Source organism: Streptomyces sp. 147326 (assembly GCF_045000215.1).
GTDB lineage: Bacteria > Actinomycetota > Actinomycetes > Streptomycetales > Streptomycetaceae > Streptomyces.
Genome location: NZ_CP134201.1, coordinates 1,989,878 through 2,011,196, shown reverse-complemented (window position 1 = coordinate 2,011,196; position 21,319 = coordinate 1,989,878). Strand labels below are relative to the sequence as shown.

21 protein-coding genes are annotated in these 21,319 nt (G+C 73.2%); 14 read left to right on the top strand and 7 right to left on the bottom strand.

All coding sequences use genetic code 11. From position 1 onward, the window contains the following. Positions 1–174: 174 nt before the first annotated feature. Entirely contained in the window at positions 175–1,320 is a 1,146-nt protein-coding gene (gene rsgA / locus RIU97_RS09070; protein ID WP_404954998.1) for a ribosome small subunit-dependent GTPase A, read from the top strand. Between the two features lie 104 nt (positions 1,321–1,424). Next, complete coding sequence (locus tag RIU97_RS09065; protein ID WP_404954996.1) at positions 1,425–1,763, top strand: nuclear transport factor 2 family protein; 339 nt, start codon at positions 1,425–1,427, stop codon at positions 1,761–1,763. Positions 1,764–1,965: 202 nt separating this feature from the next. Here the strand turns inward: RIU97_RS09065 and RIU97_RS09060 are convergent, their stop codons facing one another. Further along, complete coding sequence (locus RIU97_RS09060; RefSeq protein ID WP_404954994.1) at positions 1,966–2,451, bottom strand: DUF456 domain-containing protein; 486 nt, start codon at positions 2,449–2,451, stop codon at positions 1,966–1,968. Between the two features lie 24 nt (positions 2,452–2,475). Beyond that, positions 2,476–3,453 carry a helix-turn-helix domain-containing protein gene (locus tag RIU97_RS09055; RefSeq protein WP_404962794.1) on the bottom strand — a complete coding sequence of 326 codons (978 nt, stop codon included), beginning with the start codon at positions 3,451–3,453 and terminating at the stop codon, positions 2,476–2,478. A 198-nt stretch (positions 3,454–3,651) separates the two neighbouring features. Between RIU97_RS09055 and RIU97_RS09050 the strand changes: the two genes are divergently transcribed. The 4 genes from RIU97_RS09050 to RIU97_RS09035 all read left to right on the top strand — a co-directional run bounded on the left by RIU97_RS09050 (position 3,652) and on the right by RIU97_RS09035 (position 6,477). Continuing rightward, on the top strand, positions 3,652–4,470 hold the full coding sequence (locus tag RIU97_RS09050) for a hypothetical protein (RefSeq protein ID WP_404954992.1): 819 nt from the start codon (positions 3,652–3,654) through the stop codon (positions 4,468–4,470). A 107-nt stretch (positions 4,471–4,577) separates the two neighbouring features. Then, positions 4,578–5,537: a hypothetical protein gene (locus RIU97_RS09045; RefSeq protein WP_404954990.1), complete on the top strand. Its 960-nt coding sequence runs from the start codon at positions 4,578–4,580 to the stop codon at positions 5,535–5,537. Positions 5,538–5,710: 173 nt separating this feature from the next. Then, a complete protein-coding gene (locus RIU97_RS09040; RefSeq protein WP_404954988.1) occupies positions 5,711–6,322 on the top strand; it encodes a hypothetical protein in 612 nt (203 codons plus the stop codon). A 26-nt stretch (positions 6,323–6,348) separates the two neighbouring features. Next, a complete protein-coding gene (locus tag RIU97_RS09035; protein WP_404954986.1) occupies positions 6,349–6,477 on the top strand; it encodes a hypothetical protein in 129 nt (42 codons plus the stop codon). Positions 6,478–6,577: 100 nt separating this feature from the next. Here RIU97_RS09035 and RIU97_RS09030 read toward each other — a convergent pair whose 3' ends face one another. Continuing rightward, the gene (locus tag RIU97_RS09030; RefSeq protein WP_404954984.1) at positions 6,578–7,522 is read right to left on the bottom strand and encodes a LysR family transcriptional regulator; all 945 of its coding nucleotides are present in this window, start codon (positions 7,520–7,522) and stop codon (positions 6,578–6,580) included. Between the two features lie 88 nt (positions 7,523–7,610). On the opposite strand from RIU97_RS09030, the gene RIU97_RS09025 reads away from it, so the two are divergent. The 6 genes from RIU97_RS09025 to RIU97_RS09000 all read left to right on the top strand — a co-directional run bounded on the left by RIU97_RS09025 (position 7,611) and on the right by RIU97_RS09000 (position 14,387). Next, positions 7,611–8,531: a zinc-binding dehydrogenase gene (locus RIU97_RS09025; RefSeq protein ID WP_404954982.1), complete on the top strand. Its 921-nt coding sequence runs from the start codon at positions 7,611–7,613 to the stop codon at positions 8,529–8,531. A 5-nt stretch (positions 8,532–8,536) separates the two neighbouring features. After that, complete coding sequence (locus RIU97_RS09020; RefSeq protein ID WP_404962793.1) at positions 8,537–9,529, top strand: alpha/beta hydrolase family protein; 993 nt, start codon at positions 8,537–8,539, stop codon at positions 9,527–9,529. Further along, on the top strand, positions 9,526–9,780 hold the full coding sequence (locus RIU97_RS09015; RefSeq protein WP_404954981.1) for a hypothetical protein: 255 nt from the start codon (positions 9,526–9,528) through the stop codon (positions 9,778–9,780). The genes RIU97_RS09020 and RIU97_RS09015 overlap by 4 nt, the downstream gene beginning before the upstream one ends. A gap of 1,181 nt (positions 9,781–10,961) precedes the next feature. Continuing rightward, on the top strand, positions 10,962–11,960 hold the full coding sequence (locus tag RIU97_RS09010) for a protein phosphatase 2C domain-containing protein (RefSeq protein ID WP_404954979.1): 999 nt from the start codon (positions 10,962–10,964) through the stop codon (positions 11,958–11,960). A 94-nt stretch (positions 11,961–12,054) separates the two neighbouring features. Beyond that, positions 12,055–13,797 (top strand): pyruvate dehydrogenase, encoded by a 1,743-nt coding sequence (locus RIU97_RS09005; RefSeq protein WP_404954977.1) that lies wholly within the window; start codon positions 12,055–12,057, stop codon positions 13,795–13,797. A gap of 197 nt (positions 13,798–13,994) precedes the next feature. Further along, on the top strand, positions 13,995–14,387 hold the full coding sequence (locus RIU97_RS09000; protein WP_404962792.1) for an ATP-binding protein: 393 nt from the start codon (positions 13,995–13,997) through the stop codon (positions 14,385–14,387). A gap of 39 nt (positions 14,388–14,426) precedes the next feature. Here the strand turns inward: RIU97_RS09000 and RIU97_RS08995 are convergent, their stop codons facing one another. After that, a complete protein-coding gene (locus RIU97_RS08995; RefSeq protein WP_404954975.1) occupies positions 14,427–15,485 on the bottom strand; it encodes a DUF2637 domain-containing protein in 1,059 nt (352 codons plus the stop codon). 224 nt (positions 15,486–15,709) lie between these two features. Next, on the bottom strand, positions 15,710–16,585 hold the full coding sequence (locus tag RIU97_RS08990) for a (2Fe-2S)-binding protein (protein ID WP_404954973.1): 876 nt from the start codon (positions 16,583–16,585) through the stop codon (positions 15,710–15,712). Between the two features lie 104 nt (positions 16,586–16,689). On the opposite strand from RIU97_RS08990, the gene RIU97_RS08985 reads away from it, so the two are divergent. Beyond that, positions 16,690–17,352, top strand: a complete 663-nt coding sequence (locus RIU97_RS08985; protein WP_404954971.1) for a GntR family transcriptional regulator — start codon at positions 16,690–16,692, stop codon at positions 17,350–17,352. A gap of 178 nt (positions 17,353–17,530) precedes the next feature. On the opposite strand, the gene RIU97_RS08980 is transcribed toward RIU97_RS08985, so the two are convergent. Both RIU97_RS08980 and RIU97_RS08975 read right to left on the bottom strand, forming a co-directional pair. Further along, the gene (locus RIU97_RS08980; RefSeq protein ID WP_404954969.1) at positions 17,531–18,319 is read right to left on the bottom strand and encodes a hypothetical protein; all 789 of its coding nucleotides are present in this window, start codon (positions 18,317–18,319) and stop codon (positions 17,531–17,533) included. A gap of 167 nt (positions 18,320–18,486) precedes the next feature. Further along, complete coding sequence (locus tag RIU97_RS08975; RefSeq protein WP_404954967.1) at positions 18,487–20,166, bottom strand: PucR family transcriptional regulator; 1,680 nt, start codon at positions 20,164–20,166, stop codon at positions 18,487–18,489. 254 nt (positions 20,167–20,420) lie between these two features. Between RIU97_RS08975 and RIU97_RS08970 the strand changes: the two genes are divergently transcribed. After that, complete coding sequence (locus RIU97_RS08970; protein ID WP_404954965.1) at positions 20,421–21,317, top strand: FAD binding domain-containing protein; 897 nt, start codon at positions 20,421–20,423, stop codon at positions 21,315–21,317. Positions 21,318–21,319: the final 2 nt, after the last annotated feature.

The following is a 21,319-nucleotide window of genomic DNA, read 5'->3' as shown; positions in this document are numbered from 1 at the left end:
GTAACGTGCATGACCCGGAGGTGAGTTCGTTGATGACTGTCGTCGCGCAGGGCGCTGCCCGCACTCAGAAGACCATCAATGTCACTTCTGTGGTCTCCGGCTGACCTCACACCCCTTCGCGCGCCGCCACCGAGCGAGCGCCCGCGGCCGGGGCCACCCTGTGAAGGGTTCCCCTTGTCTCTCTCGTCTTTCTCCACCTCTTCCCTCTCCACCTCTTCCGTTTCCGCTTCTCCGCAGGCCTCGCTCGCGGACGCCCTCGCCCCCTTCGGCTGGGACGACGCGTGGGCGGCCGAGTTCGCCCCCTACGCCGAACAGGGCCTCGTGGCCGGCCGGGTCGTACGCGTCGACCGCGGCCAGTGCGACGTCATGACCGCGGACGGCATCGTCCGCGCCGACACCGCCTTCGTCACCCCGCACGACCCGATGCGGGTCATCTGCACCGGTGACTGGGCCGCCGTCGAGGCGGCGGGCCACCCGCGCTACGTGAAGGCGTACCTGCCGCGCCGCACCGCCTTCGTGCGCTCCACCTCCTCGCAGCGGTCCGAGGGGCAGATCCTCGCCGCCAACGTCGACCACGCGATCATCGCCGTCTCCCTCGCCGTCGAACTGGACCTGGGGCGCATCGAGCGTTTCCTGGCCCTGGCCTGGGAATCGGGGGCGCAGCCGCTGGTCGTCCTCACCAAGGCGGACCTCGTCCCCGACCCGGTGACGCTCGGACACCTGGTCCAGGACGTGGAGGCCACCGCGCCGGGCGTCCAGGTCCTGACCGTCTCCTCCGTCACCGGAGAGGGCACGGACGTCCTCGCCGCCGTCGTCGCGGGCGGTACCAGCGTGCTGCTCGGCGTCTCCGGCGCCGGCAAGTCCACCCTGGCCAACGCGCTGCTCGGCGCCGAGGTCATGGAGGTCCAGGAGGCCCGCGAGGTCGACGGCAAGGGCCGCCACACCACGACGACCCGCAACCTGCTCGCCCTGCCGGGCGGCGGCGTCCTGATCGACACGCCGGGGCTGCGCGGCGTCGGGCTCTGGGACGCCGAGATTGGGGTCGGCCAGGTCTTCTCGGAGATCGAGGAGTACGCGGAGCACTGCCGCTTCCACGACTGCGCGCACGAGGCGGAGCCGGGGTGCGCGGTGCTGGCCGCGCTGGACTCGGGGGAGCTGGCGGAACGCCGCCTGGACAGCTACCGCAAGCTGCTGCGGGAGAACCAGCGGATCGTCGCGAAGACGGACGCGCGGCTCCGGTCGGAGATCCGCCGCGACTGGCGCCTCAAGTCGGCGGAGGGCCGCGCCAACTACGCGGCCAAGCGCGGCAACCGCTCCTGACCGGGTGCACGTGGCCGGCGGACCGCACTGGCGGGCGCGCTGCTCGTCATCCGTACACGTTCCCGCCGCACCCTGCCGGCGGGATGAGGAAAGGAACTCGCCGGATGTCTCCGGAGGAGATCGTCGATGGCCAGCTCGCCGCCTACAACGCGCGTGACCTGGAGGGTTTTCTCGCCTTCTACGTGAAGGACGTGCCGGTGCACGCCTTCCCGTCGGGTGAGGTGATGGCCGACCGCTCGGGTCCGGCGTTCGCGGAGCGCTACGCCGCCCTCTTCGCGTCGAGCCCGGACCTGCACGCGGAACTCGTGTCCCGCGTCACCCGCGGCCGCATCGTGATCGACCAGGAACGCGTCACCGGTTTCATGGGCGGCGAGGTCCGACCGGCCGTCGCGATGTACGAGGTCGGCCCGGAGCGCATCGAGAAGGTGTGGTTCGTGGTCTGACGACCGGTCCGGCGGGGCCGTCGGTGATCTGGCCCGCGCCGCCGCGGCGGCTCCGGCAGGCGTCGGGGAGAGCGGGATCGAAGCTCTCTCCGACGCCTTCGGGCACTCCGCGTCCTCCGCGTCCTCCGCGTCCTCCGCGTCCTCCGCGTCCTCCGCGTCCTCCGCGTCCTCCGCGTCCTCCGAAGGGGGGCCTCCCGCGGCACTACGACCCCGCCACCACCGCCCCCACCCACGCCCCCGCCACCAGCAGGCACGCGAACAGCTCCACCAGCACGCTCGTCCCCACCGCCCGCATCACCGCCCGTACCGACGCCCACGCCTCGCCGTGCGTCCCCAGGCGCAGCCGCTCGCAGAGGTAGATGCCGCCCACGAAGCCCGGGACCGCCCCCAGTACGGGGATCAGGACGAAGCCCAGAACCGCGCCGGCCCCTGCGAACACCGCCATCCGGGGGGTGATCCCCAGCCCCCGCACCCGCCGCGGCGGCAGCTGCCACTTCACCACCTGGACCACGAGCAGCAGGGCGGTCGCGGAGACGAGCAGGGACCACGCCAGCGCCGACCGCACGTGCAGCGCCCACCACAGCAGCCCCGCCCACACCAGCCAGGTGCCCGGCACGCCCGGGACCAGCACCCCCAGTACCCCGAGCAGCAGCACCAGCCCCACCAGGAGCAGCTGAGGCAGATCCATCTGCTCAGCGTGACCGACCAGGGCCTATCGGGCCACCCAGCCCCGTTCGTAGGCGTGCCAGCCCAGCTGCAGGCGTGTCGTCACCCCGGACAGTTCCATCAGGCCCTTGACGCGCCGCTGCACCGTCCGCAGGCCCAGCTCCAGGTGCTTCGCCACGCTCGCGTCCGTCATGCCCGCCAGGAGGAGGGACAGGATCTCCAGGTCCGTGGAGTCCGGGCAGCCGTCGGACTCCTCCGCCGAGCCGGCCGACCCCAGCCGCAGCGGCAGCGACTCCCGCCACACCGCCTCGAACAGGCCCGTCAGGGATTCCAGCAGCCCCGACGCGTGCACCACCAGCGCCGCCGGCTCCGCGCCGCGGGCCGTCAGCGGGACCATCGCGAGCGTCCGGTCCGCGATCACCAGTTTCGTCGGGACCTGCCCGGTCACCCGGACCTGCTCGCCCCGGCCCAGGGCCGTGGAGGCTTCGCGGATCCCGCTCGGCAGGGTCAGCACCTCCCGCTCGATCACCACCCGGTAGTCGACACCGCGTACGGAGGCCCGGTCCTCGGCCTCGTTGTCCGTCCCGGTCACCACCTGCGGCCGGCCGCTGACCAGCGCGCACACTTCCTTCTCGGCTCCCAGCTGGATCTGGTGGAAGCGGTGCGCCACCGCGCTTGCACCCTGCACCACCTCCACGAGGTCGTGCACCGCCGGCTCGGCCGCCTCCGCCCGGTACTCCTCCGCCAGCAGCGCCGCCGCCAGCTCCGCCTGCTCCAGCTCGTGCCGCTGCTGGGTCAGCAGGGCCCCGAGCGCGACCCCGGGCGGGGCCGCCACCCAGCGCCCGGGCCGGGCCGAGGACTGCGCCGCGAGCCCGTGCCGCTCCAGATGGCGCAGGGCCCGTTCGGTCTGCGGGACCGGCAGAGTCAGCCGGTGCGCGAGGTCGGGCACCTCCGCCGCACCCAGCGCCACCAGCACGCGGTACGCCGACTCCTGCCCCTCGTCGAGGCCTATGGCACCCAGCAACCCGTCCACCACCTTTCGACACAGCTCCTGGCGGGAAGCGGCCACGGCGCAAACCCGCCGCGGACATCATCGCCGCACCCCCCGCCCCTCTGCCAAGGTGGCGCCACCGCAGCACCAACATCCGCTGGCCAGAAGCCATTTACGCGGCAGCTTTGCCGTGCAATGCAGTAGTTGGCCGGAATTCACCTGGGGAGAGCGATGCGCCCGATATCGCGTACGGCACTCGGGGCGGCCACCGCGGCCGTCCTTGCCGTCACCGCCGTCGGCCCGTCGACGGCGCAGCCGGTCGACGGAGCACCTGGAGCGGGAAAGAGACCACTCGTCGGGAGCGAGGCGGCCGGAAGGCAGCCCACGGCCCCGGTCACCGTCACCCTCGTCACGGGTGACCGGATCCTGGTCTCCACGGACGCGGCCGGCCGGACGGCCGCCACCGCGATGCCGCGCGAGGACGGCTCGCAGCCGCTCGTGCAGACGAGACAGTCCGGCACGGACCTGTACGTGTACCCCGAGAGCGCGGTCAAGGCGCTCGCCGCGGGCCGGGTCGACCACGAGCTCTTCAACGTCACCGGCCTCGTCCGGCAGGGCTACGACGACGCGCACACCAAGAAGCTCCCGCTCATCGCGGTCTACGACGGTTCCGTGAACGTGGCGCGCAGCGCCCCGCCCGCACCCCGCGGCGCGGACCGCTCGCTCGTCCTCGGCTCCATCGGCGCCGTCGCGCTCGCCGCCGACAAGCAGCAGGCCGCCGCCTTCTGGGCCGACGTCACCGGTACGGACGCCCGCGCGCGCTCCTTCTCGGGCGGGCTGAAGAAGCTGTGGCTGGACGGCAAGGTCCGGGCGAACCTGGAGCGCTCCACGAAGCAGGTGGCCGCCACCGCCGCCTGGGCCGCCGGATACGACGGCAAGGGCACCAAGGTGGCCGTCCTCGACACCGGCACCGACCTGGACCACCCCGACCTCAAGGGCCGCGTCGGCGCGTCGAGGCCGCCGAGGGGCAGGCGCTGCTGGCCAGGCTGAAGACGGGCAAGGTCACGCTGTCCTGGAAGGCCACCGCGAAGAGCCCGTACGTCTACTCCCTCGCCTTCCCCGAGACGGGGGAGGTCAAGGGCAGCCGCACCTACCGCGTGCGCGACCGCGACCTCGGCCAGGTCGAGTCCGCCTACAACTCCATGGGCGTGGCAGCCGACTTCATCGACCTGGCCGGCGCCTACCGGCCGATCGGCAGCGCGGTGTACTTCGGCGGGATCGAGACCGTCGCGGCGCCGGGCACGCGGACGGACTACTACTCCGCCGGGGACACCGCCTGGGACCAGATGCTCTCCAGCAGCTTCCCCTGGGGCGAGTTCATGGTCGGCGAGCAACGGACCTACACCAAGGGCCAGAAGACCAAGGTGATTTGGTACGACGGGATCACCGGGCCGGTCGCGCCGCGCGACCTCTCGGGCAGGGAGACCCTCGCCGCCGTGCGGCAGGGCAACCTGATCGGCTTCGCCCCCGCCATGTGGGGCGACGGCGCCCACGCCGCGCAGCCGGGCTCCTTCGGTGACATCGGCGGGCTCCAGCTCAAGCGCAACGGCGAGGTCATCGGGGACAGTTGGTACCCGTTCGGCGTCTTCGAGGTCCCGGCCGAGGAGAGCCGCTACGAACTGACCCAGAACATCGAGAAGATCGGCCCGCCCGCCCGGGTCTGGCAGCGGTCCACCTCCGTCCAGACGACCTGGGGCTTCACCTCGAAGCTGGACGCGTCGGCGTACTCGCAGGGCCTGCCGGTCCTCTTCCCGCGGTACGCGGCACCGCTCGACGGCATGAAGACGGTGGCGGCGGCGAACGGCCAGAGCATCGGGCTGGACGTCACCGGGCACGCGGGCCACGTGCCGGGCGCCCTGAAGTCCGCGAAGCTGTCGTACTCCTACGACGGTGAGAACTGGATCCAGGCGAAGGTGAGCGAGCACGGCGGCCGCTTTACCGCGGTCGTGGACCACGCCGGAGCCTCCGGCAAGCCGGTGTCCCTGAAGGCCGAACTGACCGACGCGAAGGGCGCCTCGGTCACCCAGACGGTCGTGCGGGCGTACGACGTGCGCTAGTCCGCAGGGGCGGAGCGGAAAGGGTCCACCGGGCGGCGGCCCGGTGGACCTTTCGTGCCGGCCCCGGCGGTGTCATCCTGTGGTCGCCCGTCGGCTCAACCCGGCGGCGGATGCCGAGTCCCCACCCCGCACGCGAGGATTGACAACTTCGGATCGCGTCGGGAAGGGCACACATGACCGCGCATGCCAGGGCCGCAGCAGCAACGGCCGCCGAGACGTCGGTCGGCGCACCAGCCGGCCGCAAGCCCGTCGAGCCCGTTCCACGCTGGGCGGTCCGGGTGGCCCATGCCATCCCGCTGTGTGTCCTCCCGTCCGGGTTATGGCGTATCGCGCTGGTGCTGGGCCTGGCCGGCTACGGAGCGGACCACCACTGGGAGGCATGGGAACGCCCGTACGTGATCGGGCTGTCCGTCGTCTCCGAAGGACTCGCGCTGCTCGCCCTCGGGCTGGTGCGGCCCTGGGGCGAAGTCGTCCCGCGCTGGGTGCCGGGGCTGCACGGCAAACGGATCCCGATCCCGGCGGTGGTCGTTCCGGCCGCACTCGGGGCAGCGCTGATCATGATGTTCTGCGCGTACGCCCTGCTGAACCAGATCTTCGGTTTCGTGGAGCCGATGAACGAGAACGGCGACGGTGGCCCTACCAGCGGTCCGGCCGCCTGGGCGCTGTGGACGACGTACGCCCCGCTCCTCGCCTGGGGCCCGCTCCTGGCGATCCTCACCGTCGCGTACCACCGACGCCGCCGAGCGAACGACGCACCGGCTTCCGCCCGGCCCGAAGCCGCATAGCCCGTCCGGGCGTCAGACGGACCCCTGTGGGCCGGCCGGGCCGCCAGGTTGATCGGCTCCCCTTCGCCGGCGGCGTGGCCATCGGCTACACGATCGAGGTGCCCGACGGCGTCGACGTCAGCGAGATCGTCGTCCGGCCCACCGTGCAGGCCTGAACACTTGCAACGACGCGCCCGTCACCCGGCGTTGGGACGAGGGCCGCCCATGAAACGCGGCGGCTCTGCAGGCGGGCCGGCGCTGCCTGCTTCGACGAGGTCATTCCCGTCCGGGACCGGGACCGCTCGTGGGTGGTTCAGGCAGCCAGTCGCGGGTCGGGTCGTACTCCAGCCATCGGCTTCGCCCTGCTTCCTCGGCGCAGGCGGCGGCGAGGCCGTTCAGCCCTGGGTGTCCGTTGCCGGTGCGCCACAGCAGCGACCAGGCGTACAGCGGCGTGGGATCGACCAGGGGGACGGAGCGCAATCCGGGGACCTCCGGCAGTGGCACATCGGCGGGCACCAGCGAGAAGCGTCGCGCCTCTTCCACCACCTCGGCGAGGAAGTGGGCGAGCCCCAGGTTGACGCTCGTGGCCGTGTTCCGGATGCCGAACCGGTCGGCGAACCGGTGGAGGAAGTCGAGCCGGTCGAGCGCACCGGGTGCCCACAGCATGCTGCCGCGCAACTGGTCCGGCCGCAGCACCGGTTCGGCCGCGAGCGGATGGTCCGCGCTCAGCACGGCGTCCACGGGTTCGAGGCGGACGAGGCGGTGTGCCAGCCCGGCGGGCAGCGGAGGGTGGACTCGGCCGAAAGCCGCGTCGATGTCGCCGTGCAGCAGTGCCGTCGTCACCGACGGCAGATCGCGACCGTGCCCCAGCGCCAGCTCCCCGGCCCGTCCGGCAATCTGGGCCAGCGTCCGCATCGGCGCGTAGAGGTGCCCCCAGACGTCCACGCGCAGCGGACGTTCCTTCCCGACCGCCGCCGCGACCGCGGCGTCGGCGGCGGCCACGGTCTGCCGGGCCGGCGCGAGGAAACGCTGTCCGGCCTCGCTGAGGCGTACCCCGTTGCCGCCGCGCCGGAACAGCTCGGTGCCGAGCAGGGATTCCAGCCGCGCGATCCTCTTGGACAGCGCTTGCTGGGAGATCGCGAGTGTCCCGGCGGCCCGGCCGAAGTGCAGTTCCTCGGCGGTGCGCACAAAGGCACGTACCTGCGCCACGTCGAGATCCATGGCTCCCACCCTAGGTGACAACCGAAAGTTGTCGGCTGTGCTTGTTCGTTGTTGGATCGCGGGGCGGCCGTGGGGTTGCATCCTCTCCATGCAAAGACTGATTCCCACGGGAGAAGCGGCGCGCCCGGTCGCCTTCGCCGAGGTCCCCCAGCCCGTGCCGGAGCCCGGTGAGGCACTGATCAAAGTCGAGGCGTTCGCCCCGAACCGGGGCGAGACGTTCCTTCTCGAACGCCCCCGGCCGGAGCTGCTGCCCGGCAAGGACATCGCAGGGCTCGTCGTACAGGCGGCAGCCGACGGCTCCGGCCCCGGCATCGGCACCCGCGTGGTCGGGCACCCGGCGCAGGGCGGTTGGGCCGAGTACGCCGCCGTGCCCACGCACTCGCTCGCGCTGCTCCCGGACAGCGTCGACAGCGCACGGGCGGCGGCTCTTCCCCTGGCCGGGATCACTGCCCTGCGGCTGCTGCGTACGGCCGGTTCTCTGGCCGGCCGACGGGTGCTGCTGACCGGCGCCTCGGGCGGCGTCGGCCACTACGTCACCGAGCTCGCCGTTGGAGCCGGAGCCGAGCTGACCGCGGTGACGGCCACGCCGGCGCGCGGCGAGCGGCTCGCGGAACTGGGTGCGAAGGTGGTGCACGAAGTGGCGGCGGCTCAGGGACCGTTCGATGTCGTGCTGGAGTCCACGGGTGGGCCGGATCTGGCACGCGCCCTGTCGAAGGTGCGCCCGGGCGGCCTGCTCGTCTGGTTCGGCCAGGCGAGCCGCACCCCGGTGTCCCTCGACTTCTTCCAACTCCTCGGCGGGCCCGAGCGCGTCACGATCCAGCATTTCCACTACGCCGGCGCCCCGTACGGCTCCGATCTCTCGGCCCTGGTGAGCCTCGTGGAACAGGGCCGGCTGCATCCGGAGATCGGCCGCATCGCCGACTGGGCGCAGACCGCCGACACCCTGGTCGACCTCAGAGAGCGCCGGATACGCGGCAAGGCCGTCCTGCTGACCGGAGGAGCGCGATGAGCACGATGAGCACCACCGAGTTCGCCGCCGCCCAGTGGACCCGTGCCACCGGTGCGGGCGTGGACCCGCACGAGTACCGGCGCGTCACCGATGGCCTCACCTCCGTCGCCGACTGGGGGCCGGCCTTCCTTCGCACGGGACACCGCTACCTCCACCGCGCGCAGGACGCGGGATCATCCCGCTCGGCGGGCGAGTACCTGCTGATGGCGGCCCGGTGGTTCCACCTGGCCACCCTGGCGCCGTACGCGGAAGCACATCGTGCTGCCGTCGAGGCGGATGACGCCGTGAGCAGAGCGCTCACCGTGCTGGAGCCCGGTGCGAGGCGGGTGAGCGGCGAGGGATTCACCGGCTGGCTGCGCGGCCCCTCCGACGCCCCGGGGACCGTGGTCGTTGTCCCCGGCCTGGACTCGGCCAAGGAGGAGTTCCTCGATCTGGTGTCCGCGCTGCTGGCCAGGGGGCTGGCGGTGTTCGCGATGGACGGTCCCGGACAGGGCGTTCTCGCGGCCACCACGACCTTCGTGGCGGACTACGAGCGGGTCGTGGGCCGGGTCGTCGATGCCCTCGGCGCCGCACGCATCGGGCTCGTCGGCCTGAGTCTGGGCGGCTATTTCGCGGCCCGGGCCGCGGCGCTCGAGCCGCGCGTGGCGGCCGTCGCCACCGTCAGCGGTCCCTTCCGCCTCGACTGGGAGGAACTACCCCCGCCGGTACGGGACATCATGGCCCGGCGGACCGGAGGAGCCGATGCCGCCCACGAGTTCGCACGACACGTGGACCTTGCCGCCCTGGCCCCGCGGATCGCGGCCCCGCTGCTGGTCGTGGACGGCGACCAGGACGTCATCCCCGGCGTGACGAACGGCGAGCCCCTGGCCCGTCTGGCACCGCACGGCACCTACCTGTCCGTCCCGCACGGCGACCACCTTCTCGGTAACGCGCGGCCGGACTGGCTGCCCCACCTCAGCGACCACATCACGCACACCCTGACGGGAACGCCGGTATGAACCGCTTCACCGGGAAGACCGACGCCGTGCGACGCACGGCGGAGCCGGGCGGACGGCTCCTCGCCGCCCCGGCCCGCGAGCACGGCGCCAGCCGGGGCGCCGTCCACACGGTGGTCGCCGGCCACGAGGATGCCCCGGCCCCGGAGTTGCCGGTCGCCCTCGACATGCCGGGCGCGGTCGCCGGCCTCCTCCGCACGGCCGGCCCGAGCCCGTCGAACGGGCCGAACAGGCCGCGCTCGCCCGCAGCGTGACCGTACGACGCGGCAGGGCCACGCCCTGCGCGTCTGCTCCGCGCCCGGGGTCCGCTGCCGGCCCGGCGATCCCGGCCCGGCGCAAGTCCCGCCGTGCGTACGAGAACCCGCGTTGACCGCCGGACCGATTTTCCCCCAGGCCGATTTCGTGCGTTCCGCGTTTTCCGCCCGTGCGGGAGGCCGAGAATGAGGGCATGAGTCAGCAGGGCGCGGACGACTGGTGGCAGAAGCTCTACGAGGATCCGGACGCTGGGCCGGAAGCCGACCCGGGGGACACCCTGGACAACCGGTTCCGCTCGGCGGCGGGAGTGACGGCGGACCCGGCCGTACCCGCGTCACCGGCTCCGCCGGAGCGGGAGTGGGAGCGGGGGCCGGAGCAGGCGCCGGAGCGGGGACCGCTGCCGGGACCGCGACAGGCCGCGGCCCCGGACACGGGCCTGCCCGCCCGGCCGCCCGTGGCGGACGCGTTCCGGCAGGACGCCGGCCCGCCGGGGCCGGCTCCGGTGCGGGACGACGGGCCCGGTGACGCGGGACGGACACAGCCGCTGCTGCCGGGCCCGCGCCCGGCTCCGGAGCCGCCGCCCGCGCCGGAAGTGCCGTCGCCCCGCGAGCGGTACGTCCCGCCTCCGCCCCCGCCAGGGCTTCCGGGCCCGCGCCCGGCTCCGGAGTACCCGCCCGCAGCGGAACTGCCGTCCCCCGCCGAGCGATACGCCCCGCCACCCCCACTTCCGCCTATGCCCCCGCCTACACCTGCGCCCCCGGCCCCGCCTACACCTGCGCCCCCGGCCCCGCCTACACCTGCGGGTCCGCCGGCGAGCCCGGCCCCGCCTTCGGTTCCGTCGACGGCCTCCGGCCCGCCTTCGTCCACGGCCTCGCCACAGCCTTCGTCCACGGCCTCGCCACAGCCTTCGCCTGCGGCCTCGGCCCAGCCGCCTTGGGCCTCCGTCCCGCCTTCGGCGCCGTCACAGCCTTCACCCTCGGCTCCGGCGCCGGCACCCCCTCCGGTCCCGGTCCCGCCGGCGCCCCCGGCCCCGCCTGCGGCTCCGTCGACGGCCTCGGCGCTGCCTTTGGCCCCGGCCCCGCCTGCGCCCCCGGCCCCGCCCCCGCCCCCGGCGGGATTCGGCGGGCCGCGGGATCCCCGTGCGGGTGGGGTCACCGGGTACGCGCTCGGGGGTGTCGACGTGCCGCCGGTGGCCGGGCCCGAGCTGCCGGTCCGGCGTGCGCGGGCGCCGCGCCACGAGGACCGGACCGAGGAGGTGCCGCAGCCCGCGGCCGCGCCCGTACCCGGACCCGTACCCGTACCCGTAGCGGAGGATCCCGCCGAGCGGCGGCCCGAGGTGCACCACCTCGGCGACCGCGCGCCCACCTACGCCGCCGAACCGGGCGCGCTCCCGCCCGCCGACCCGGCCGCCCTCGACGGGCTGACCCCGGACACCGTGCTGGAGGGGGCCCGCTACGGCACCTACACCCTGCGCGCCGCCTCCCTGCGCGGGGACTCCGCCCGTTTCCGCGGCGAGGCCCGCCGGGACTTCCTGCTCACCGCCCGCTTCGGCGGCGGCGACGACGCCCTGGTCCTGGTGGCCCTGGCCGGCGGGGACCGGGCCGCGCCCGGGGCCGCGGAGGCCGCCGCCGAGCTGTGCCGCACGGTCGCGGCGGCCGTCGGGCGGAGCCAGGGCCGGCTCGCCGAAGACATCCGCGCCGGGCGCCGCGACGCCCTGCGCTCGGGCCTCCAGCGGCTCACCGACCGGGGCTACGGCCGGCTCCGGGCCCGCGCCGCCGATCTGGGGCTCGCCGAGGCGGCGTACACCGCCGGGCTGCGCGGGCTGCTGCTACCGGTGGACCCGGAGTGCCGCACGCGGGTCTGTTTCGGCGCCGGCGCGGGCGGGCTGTTCCGGCTCCGTTCGGGCCAGTGGCAGGACCTGGAACCCGCCGGGCAGGCCGAGGACACCGAGGGCGGATTCCGGTTCCGCGCGGCCGTCGCCCGGCCGGGGGACACCCTGCTGCTGTGCTCCGGCGGCCTGGCGGAGCCGATGCGGGAGGAGGCCGCCCTCACGGCGGAGCTCGCCGCCCGCTGGAGCGAAGGGGAACCGCCCGGCCTGGCGGCCTTCCTCGCGGACACCCAGCTCCGCCTCAAGGGGTACGCCGACGACCGCACGGCCGCCGCGGTCTGGGAGGCGTAACCGGCGCATCCGTGGCTGGATGGGAGGCACACGCAACGGAGAACCGGGCCGGACGGGACCGGACCGGACCGGCAACCGGGAAGGGTGCCTCCCCATGGCCAAGCAGAACGTGGCGGAGCAGTTCGTCGACATCCTCGTGCGCGCCGGCGTGCGGCGGATGTACGGAGTCGTCGGCGACAGCCTCAACCCCGTCGTGGACGCGATCCGCCGGACGGGTGACATCGACTGGATCCAGGTGCGCCACGAGGAGACGGCAGCCTTCGCCGCGGGGGCCGAGGCCCAGATCACCGGCCGCCTCGCCGCCTGCGCGGGCTCCTGCGGCCCCGGGAACCTGCACCTGATCAACGGGCTGTACGACGCCCAGCGTTCGATGGCGCCGGTGCTCGCGCTCGCCTCGCACATCCCCTCCAGCGAGATCGGCCTCGGCTACTTCCAGGAGACCCACCCCGACCAGCTCTTCCGCGAGTGCAGCCACTACAGCGAGCTGATCTCGAACCCCGCGCAGATGCCCCGGCTGCTCCAGACCGCCGTGCAGCACGCCGTCGGCCGCAGCGGGGTCAGCGTCGTCGCCCTGCCCGGGGACGTCGCCGCCCTGCCCGCCCCGGAGAAGGCGGTGGAGCACGCGCTCGTCACCGCCCGCCCCACGGTGCGGCCCGGCGACGGCGAGATCGAGAAGCTGGTCCGGCTCGTCGACGAGGCGGACAAGGTCACGCTCTTCTGCGGCAGCGGCACGGCCGGGGCGCACGCCGAGGTGATGGAGTTCGCCGGCCGGGTCAAGGCGCCCGTCGGGCACGCCCTGCGCGGCAAGGAGTGGATCCAGTACGAGAACCCGTACGACGTCGGTATGAGCGGGCTGCTGGGCTACGGCGCGGCCTACGAGGCCACCCACGAGTGCGATCTGCTGATCCTGCTCGGCACGGACTTCCCGTACAACGCCTTCCTCCCCGATGACGTGAAGATCGTCCAGGTGGACATCCGCCCCGAACACCTCGGGCGACGCTCCCAGTTGGACCTCGCGGTCTGGGGAGACGCACGGGAGACCTTGCGCGCGCTGAACACGAGGGTGAAGACCAAGACGGACCGCCGCTTCCTGGACCGGATGCTGAAGAAGCACGCGGACGCCCTGGAAGGGGTGGTGAAGGCCTACACGCGCAAGGTCGAGAAGCACACCCCGATCCACCCCGAATACGTGGCCGCGGTCCTCGACGAACTGGCCGACGAGGACGCCGTTTTCACCGTCGACACCGGCATGTGCAATGTGTGGGCGGCGCGCTATCTTTCCCCGAACGGCAAACGGCGCATCATCGGCTCCTTCAGCCACGGCTCCATGGCCAACGCCCTCCCGCAGGCCATCGGGGCACAGTTCACCGACCGGAACCGTCAAGTGGTGTCGATGTCGGGCGACGGCGGTTTCTCGATGCTGATGGGAGATTTCCTCACCCTGGTGCAGTACGACCTCCCCGTCAAAGTGGTCCTCTTCAACAACTCATCCCTCGGAATGGTCGAGTTGGAGATGCTGGTTTCCGGCCTGCCCTCCTACGGGACGACCAACAAGAACCCCGACTTCGCCGCGATCGCCCGCGCGGCCGGCGCGTACGGGGTCCGCGTCGAGAAGCCCAAGCAGCTCACAGGGGCTTTGAAGGACGCTTTCCGGCACAAGGGACCCGCTCTGGTGGATGTGGTGACGGACCCCAACGCCCTGTCGATTCCGCCGAGGATCAGCGCCGAGATGGTGACCGGATTCGCACTGTCCGCCAGCAAGATCGTGTTGGACGGCGGGGTGGGCCGCATGATCCAGATGGCTCGATCCAACCTCCGCAACGTGCCCCGCCCGTAAGCCCGCAGGAGTGCGGACCCCCCCGGGGGGCATGCATCCCGTAGACCTGTTCGAGAGCATGGACGCGGGGGAGGGACATCGCCGTGCGGGTGGGGGCGAAGAACGGGAAGCAGTGGCGGAGAGGCAGGCCGGTGCCGCGCGAACCGTCCGCCGGTGAGGACGGGGGAGCGGTGGACACGCTGCGGATCACCCGGAGCGTGCGCCGGGCCGACCTGAAGGCGGTGGGAGAAGTCCGCCGGGCCTTACGGGAGTTGATGCACCACCGGTGCCGGACCGATGCGGCCGAGGTGGCCGAGCTGCTGATCACCGAGCTCGTCACCAACGCCCTCGTCCACACCGACCGGGGCGCGGAGGTGTCCGCGAGTCTCGCCGCCACGCGGTTACGGGTGGAGGTCCGGGACTACGCCGCACGCAGGCCCCGGCCGTACGTACCGACCGCCGACGACGGTACGCACGGCCGGGGACTCGTGCTGGTGCAGGTGCTCGCCGACGACTGGGGCGTGGACGCGCTGGCCCTGGGCAGCGGCAAGGTGGTGTGGTTCGAGCTGGACGGGCGCCGCGACGCGCCGTACGAGGGAGGACCCGCCTGAGCGGGCGGGCCCTCCGGGGTCTTCCCCGATCGGGACCGGTCAGCCGAACTGCTGCTCCAGGTCCTTCAGTTTGCGCTCCAGCGAGTCCAGCCGGGGAATGGTCTGGGTGTCGTCCTCGGCGGTGAGGTCCACCGTCCGGGTGCCGGTCACGTCAAGGGATTCGGTTCCGTTCACGGCCTGCAGGGAGGGCCGGCGGCGCGGGGGCAGTTGTCCCGTTTCCGGTATGGCCGGCTCCGCGCCGACCGGCGCGGAGCCCGCTCCCTGCGTCAGTTCGGGCAGCTCGACCTGACGGCCGCGGGCGCGGCCGAAGGCCCGGTGCTGACGGCCGAGCGCCCTGATGTGCGCGCGGTCCAGGCGGTGCTGCTCCCGCCTGCGGTGCCGGTCCTGCTCCTTCTCCTTCTTGTCCTCGCGCACCTCGTCCACGGCCTCGTCGAGGGTGCGGACCCCCTCCAGCAGCATGAGCGACCAGGCACCGAAGGTCTCCCGGGGCGCGCGCAGCCAGCGCACCATCCGGATCTGCGGCAACGGCCGCGGGATCAGGCCCTGTTCGCGCAGCGCCGCCCGGCGGGTCTGCTTGAGGGCACGGTCGAAGAGCACGGCCGCCGAGAGCGACATCCCGGCGAAGAACTGCGGGGCCCCGTCGTGGCCCAGGCCGCGCGGGGCGTGCACCCAGTTGAACCACGCGGCCGCGCCCGCGAACAGCCAGACCAGCATGCGGGAACCGAGGGCCGCGTCGCCGTGGCTGGCCTCGCGCACGGCGAGCACCGAGCAGAACATGGCGGCGCCGTCGAGGCCGAAGGGAACCAGGTACTCCCAGCCCCCGGAGAGGTTGAGGTTCTGCCGGCCGAAGCCGACGAGACCGTGGAAGGAGAGCGCGGCGGCGACGGCCGCGCAGCAGAAGAGCAGGACGTACGAGGCCGTCCCGTAGACGGCTTCCTTGCGCCGCCGCCGCTCCTCGCTGCGCTCCCAGCTGTCGTCGGCCGCGGCCTTCTCGCTCTCGCGCTTGCCACGGGCCAGTACCGCAACTGCCGCAAGTACGCCCAGGATCAGCAGGCTGCCGGGCAGCAGCCAGTCCAGCGATATGTCGGTCAGTCTCATGCGGATGTCCCTTGCCTCGCGTATGCGTCCATGCGGCTGTGCGGCTTTCCGGGCGCCATAGTGGCGTAGCCGGTGAGCCGTGCACGCGGGTTTCGGGGCAAGTGGACGCCATCGGGGGGCGGGGCCCGCCGGATAGGGTGTTGTGGCTCGAACTGGCGCTCGTGCGAGCCGAGTTGCGTTCGATTACGGCCACCCCTACGGGTGGGTTAGTGCCGGGATCACGCTCAGTAGTCGACGGCGTCGGCCGTGAGCCGGGCGACACGGTCCGCGTCGCAGGTCCGCGGGCACGTGACGCAGGTGTCCTCGGGCCGGATCGTGTAGAAGAAGCAGCAGCTGGCCCGGTCCCGGGTGGGCAGCCCGCGGCCGTCGGGACCCGTGAGCGTGCGGAATCCCGCGCCACCGGTGTACGGGGCGGTGGAGCCGGGCAGCAGCGCCTCCAGCTCGGCCATCGCCCGGCGCTCCTCGCCGAACAGCTCGCCGACGTACCAGAGGCTCTCGACGACCTCGTCGGTCACCATGCCCCACAGGGCGCGGCGGCCGCGCCGCATGCGCGGGCCGAAACTTTCCAGCACGGGCCCGAGGTGCTGGGCCACCGCAGCCCGCACCTCACCGCGCAGCGCCTCCTCGTCGGGCACGACACGGGCCCCGGGGAGTGCGGCCGCCGGATCGTCCGGCAGGCAGGCGAAGTTCTCGACGCGCACGGCCATCCGGCCGAGGGTCCGGTGGAAGGCCACCCCGGCGACCGGGAGGTACGGGACCCGCCGGTGCAGGAACCACGGGAGGGTGATCAGCAGGCAGGCCGGCCACGCGTACCGGTGCAGCCCGAAGCTCGCGATCACGTCGGGGCGGGCCTGGGTCCCGTAGTCCCTGAGCACCTGGGCGTTGTCCCAGGCGAGGAAGGCGTCCAGGGCCGGTCCGCCCGCCGCGAGCTCGTCCGCGCCGACCCATCCCACACCGCGGGGGACGGGTTCGTGCGCGGCTCGCTCGTCGACCCTCAGTCCGCCGTAGACCTCGGCCAGGCGTGCGTACGCGTCCGCCACCGGAGAGCCGGACGGGGCGGACGGGACGTGCTGGGCAGGGGTCACGACAGTGACGGCCATGGGATGGACCACCGATTCGCACGATCGTTAGCAGGTTAGCCTTACCTTACTCGATCTCGGAGAGGCCGTATCCTCAGGTCAGGTCGAGACCGGAGGAGGACCGAGTGCACGACACGGACCGAGCCCGGGTACCCGCACAGAAGACACGGAAGGTACTGCGCCATTCGGTGCGCGGGCAGATCCTCGACGCCCTGCGCGCGGCGCTGATCGACGGCGAGCTGGTGCCCGGGGAGATCTACTCGGGCCCCGTCCTCGGAGAGCGCTTCGGGGTCTCCGCGACCCCCGTGCGCGAGGCGATGCAGCAGCTGGCGGTCGAGGGCGCGGTGGAATGCCTGCCGAACCGGGGCTTCCGCGTCCTGTCGCGCACCCCGCGGGAGCTCGCCGAGCTGGCCGAGGTCCGGGCGCTGCTCGAAGTCCCCGTCATGCTCCGGCTCGCCCGCACGGTGCCCGCGCAGACCTGGGAGGCCCTGCGCCCCGAAGCCGCCGCCACGGCGGAGGCGGCCGCGGCGGGCGACCTGCCGGGCTACGCGGAGGCGGACCGGGCCTTCCACCGGGCGGTGCTGAGACTGGCCGGCAACACGCAGCTGGTGCAGGTGGCGGAGGAGCTCCACCGGCGGGCGCAGTGGCCCCTGCCGGGCGCTCCGCGGGTTCGGCGGGCGGATCTCGTCGCCGACGCGGCGGAGCACTCCGCGCTGCTGGAGGCGCTGATCGCGCGCGACCTCCCGGTGGTCGAGTCCCTCGTCCGCGAACACTTCGCGGGCTCCTGACCCCGGGGCTCCGCCCCGGACCCCTTACGGCGCTCCGCGCCCGCGCCTCAAACGCCGGCGGGGCTGAAAGACCGGGGCTCCGCCCCGCACCCCGCTCCTCAATCGCCGGCGGGGCTGAATTGCGCTCCGCGCACTCCAGCCCCGCCGGCGATTGAGGCGACTGCAAAGGCTGGAACGGCTACGCCGCAGGCGACGGGGTCGGGGTGGGCTGGAGTTGGTCCGCCAGCCAGGTGGGGATGCCGCCCAGGAGGTGGAACAGGCGGCGGGCCTCCGCGCGCAGGCGGGCGGCCTCCGGTTCCGGCTCCGCCTCGGCCAGCGCGGCCAGCGCGGGGGCCGTGCCGATCAGGAAGCCCAGGTCCTCCCGGATCCGCAAGGACTCCGCGAAGCCCTTGCGGGCCTCGGCCACCTCGCCGTCCCGCAGGGAGAGCGCGGCCAGGTGCCGCCACGTGAAGGACAGCAGCAGCGTGTCCCCGTGCGCCTCCGCGCCCGCGTGCGCCCGGTGGTACGCCGGCCGGGCCGACTGCGGGGCATCCGCCAGGTGCTCGGCGACCAGGCCGCGGCGGAAGTCCAGCAGCGGGCGGGTCCGGGACCCCGGGGACAGCAGGGCCGCCGCCCGGCCCAGCGCGGAGCGGGCCTCGTCGGCCCGGTCGCGCACGCCGAGCACGGTGGCGGCGTACGCCAGCTGGCCCCGTTCGCACGCGGCCGCGCCCCGGTCGTCGTCGTCCTGCGCCACCGCCTCGGCGACCCGCAGGGCGTCCTCGGCCTCGGCCCAGCCCTGGCCGGTGAACAGGCACCGCTCGACCAGCAGCGCGGTGCGCTGGACCGCGGCACCCGCATCGGCGAGGTGCGGCGTCAGCAGCGCCGCCGCGTCGGTCCAACAGCCGCGCGAGCGCAGCCGCCATATCGCCCGCTGGAGGGGGTCGTCCCCTCCGGTTGTTCCGGCACCCGACATGGCGGTATCCGCCACATTGCCCTCCCCAAAGCAACCAAGCAGCACATCGTTGAGCCCTGGGGCGAAATGAGAGCACGGATCGACGGCATCGGCCAAGAGGTCGGGTGAACTCTTTCACAAAGTCCGGACGGATCATCAGCCGTCCCGCAGGCCGGACCCCTCCGGCCGCGGGACGGATCTTCTCAGCTCATCCGCAGTGCCAGGAAGAAGTCGAGCTTGTCCTCCAGCCGGGACAGGTCCCGTCCCGTCAACTGCTCGATTCGCCCGACCCGGTAGCGCAGCGTGTTGACGTGCAGGTGCAGCCGCGTGGCGCAGCGGGTCCACGAACCGTCGCAGTCCAGGAAGGCTTCCAGGGTCGGGATGAGCTCCGCGCGGTGGCGCCGGTCGTAGTCCCGCAGCGGGTCCAGCAGCCGGGCCGTGAAGGCGCGGCGGACGTCGTCCGGGACGAACGGCAGCAGCAGCACGTGCGAGGCCAGCTCGTGGTGGCCGGCCGCGCAGACCCGGCCGGGGCGCGCCGCGGCCACCCGGCGGGCGTGCCGGGCCTCCTCCAGCGCCCCGCGCAGCCCCTCGGCGGAGTGCACGGCCGCGCTGACGCCCAGCGTGACCCGGCCGTCGTCGGCCAGACCGGCCGCCAGGGGGTCCCGTACGGCCGAGAGCAGCTCGTCGGCGTGCAGGGCCGAGTCCGGGCCCTTGTCCTCCCCGGCGTCCCCGGACAGCGAGGGCAGCGGCACGAGCGCGATGGCCTCGTCGCCCGCATGGGCCACCGCGATCCGGTCGGAGGGCTCCGGCCCCGAGACCGACGGGTCGACGAGGATCTCCTCCAGCAGCGACTGGGCCACCGGGCCGCCGGGGATGTCCCCGCCGTCCCAGTCCACCCGGGCCACGACGACCTGCCAGTGCGGGGCGGCGCCCAGCCCGGGCAGCAGCACCGGGGCGGCCACCCGCAGACGGGCGGCGATCTCGGCGGGCGCGGCACCCGTCTGGACCAGCTCCAGGACTTCCTGCGCGAGGCGGCGGCGCACCGTACGGGCCGCGTCGCGCCGGTCCCGCTCCACGGCGATCAGCTGGGTGACGCCCTGGAGCAGGTCCAGCCGCTCGGCGGGCCAGTCGCCGGCGTCCGCCTCGACGGCCAGCAGCCAGTCCGACAGCACGGTCTCGCGCACGTCCCGGGCCGCCGGGCCGGCCGCGCCGCGGCCGTGTCCCCTGATCGGGAAGAGCGAGTAGGTAATACCCTGGATGGAGATCCGGTGCGGTCCCCTACGGCCCGTCCGGACCGCCGCAAGGTGCTCGCTCGCCAGTGCTGCGCACACGCCCGGCGCCAGCGGCTCGCCCGCCCCGGCGATCTGCCGGCCCGTGGGGGACAGCACCCAGGCCCGGAGATCGAGGTCGGTGGTGAGCAGATCCAGCACCACGTCGGGGCCGCCGCCGGCCGGCCCCGAGGTCATGAGCCGGCGGTGGCGGTCCACGACGGCCGCGAGATCACCGGCCCGCTCGCCCGAGACCTGCCGTACGACGTACTCGGTGATCGTGGCGAATGCAACGTCCTCGTTCACGGCGAACAGCGGCAGCCGGTTGCGCACACAGGCCGAAACGAGATCGTCCGGGATGGCGCCCAGCTCCGCCTCGCCCGCCGCGAGCCCGGCGACGCCGGCGCTCGCGAGGATTCGTACGAACGGCTCGGAGTCGGCTGAATTTCGTCTCCAGGCCAGGCCAGTGAGGACGAGTTCACCCCCCGAGAGGTACCGGCTGGGATCACGCAGGTCGGTCGTCATGACCCCGCGGACCGTCCGGTCGAGTTCTTCCTCGCCGCCGAGCAGCCGCAGCCCCAGCGCCTCGGTTTCCAGCAGTGCGCGCAGCCGCATGATGTCGCCGCCGATCTGTCTCGAATGTTGCCGTTGGAAATCGGGCAGGTCGTCGCATCCTGCCTTTCATACGAATCTACAAGACGAGGGAGGCCGTCAGCCAACTCCTTCATGGTTTCGGTGACTGCACCCGGGGGACAGGCGGCCGGTGTACTGAGTCCACACCGCGTTAACAGCACGTGAACGACCAGTCGAGGGCCCGTAGGCCTCCTGGCTTGAAGTGAACGACACGATGAAGAAGAAGAGAGCCGCACATGGACTTCCTTCGCCCCGCCAGCTGGGAGGAGGCGCTCGCCGCTAAGGCCGAGTTCCCCACAGCTGTGCCGATTGCGGGTGGCACCGATGTGATGGTCGAGATCAACTTCGACCACCGTCGGCCGGAGTACCTCCTGGACCTGAACCGCATCGGTCTCCTGCGGGAGTGGGAGGTCGGCGAGGACGTGGTCCGTCTGGGCGCCTCCGTCCCGTACACGCAGATCATGGAGAACCTCCGGAGGGAGCTTCCGGGGCTCGCGCTCGCCTCGCACACGGTCGCGTCCCCGCAGATCCGCAACCGCGGCGGCGTCGGCGGCAACCTCGGTTGTGCCTCGCCCGCCGGTGACTCCCACCCCGCGCTGCTCGCGGCGGGCGCCGAGGTCGAGGTGGAGTCCGTACGCGGCTCTCGCCTGATCCCGATCGACGAGTTCTACACCGGCGTGAAGCGCAACGCGCTCGCCGCCGACGAGCTCATCAAGACCGTCCACGTGAAGAAGGCGGACGGCCCCCAGCAGTACTCCAAGGTCGGCTCCCGCAATGCGATGGTCATCGCGGTCTGCGCGTTCGGTCTGGCGCTGCACCCGGAGACCCGCACGGTCCGCACCGGCATCGGTTCGGCCGCGCCGACCCCGATCCGGGCGAAGGCCGCCGAGGAGTTCCTGAACGTCGCGCTCGAAGAGGGCGGCTTCTGGGAGTCCGGCAAGGTCATCACCCCGTCGATCGCCAAGCAGTTCGGTGACCTCGCCTCCGGCGCGGCCAACCCGATCGACGACGTCCGCGGCACGGCGAAGTACCGCCGTCACGCGGTTGGCATCATGGCTCGCCGCCAGCTCGTCTGGACCTGGGAGCAGTACCGCGGTACCGGCAACGGCCGCTCGCTTGAAGGGGCTGCGTAGTC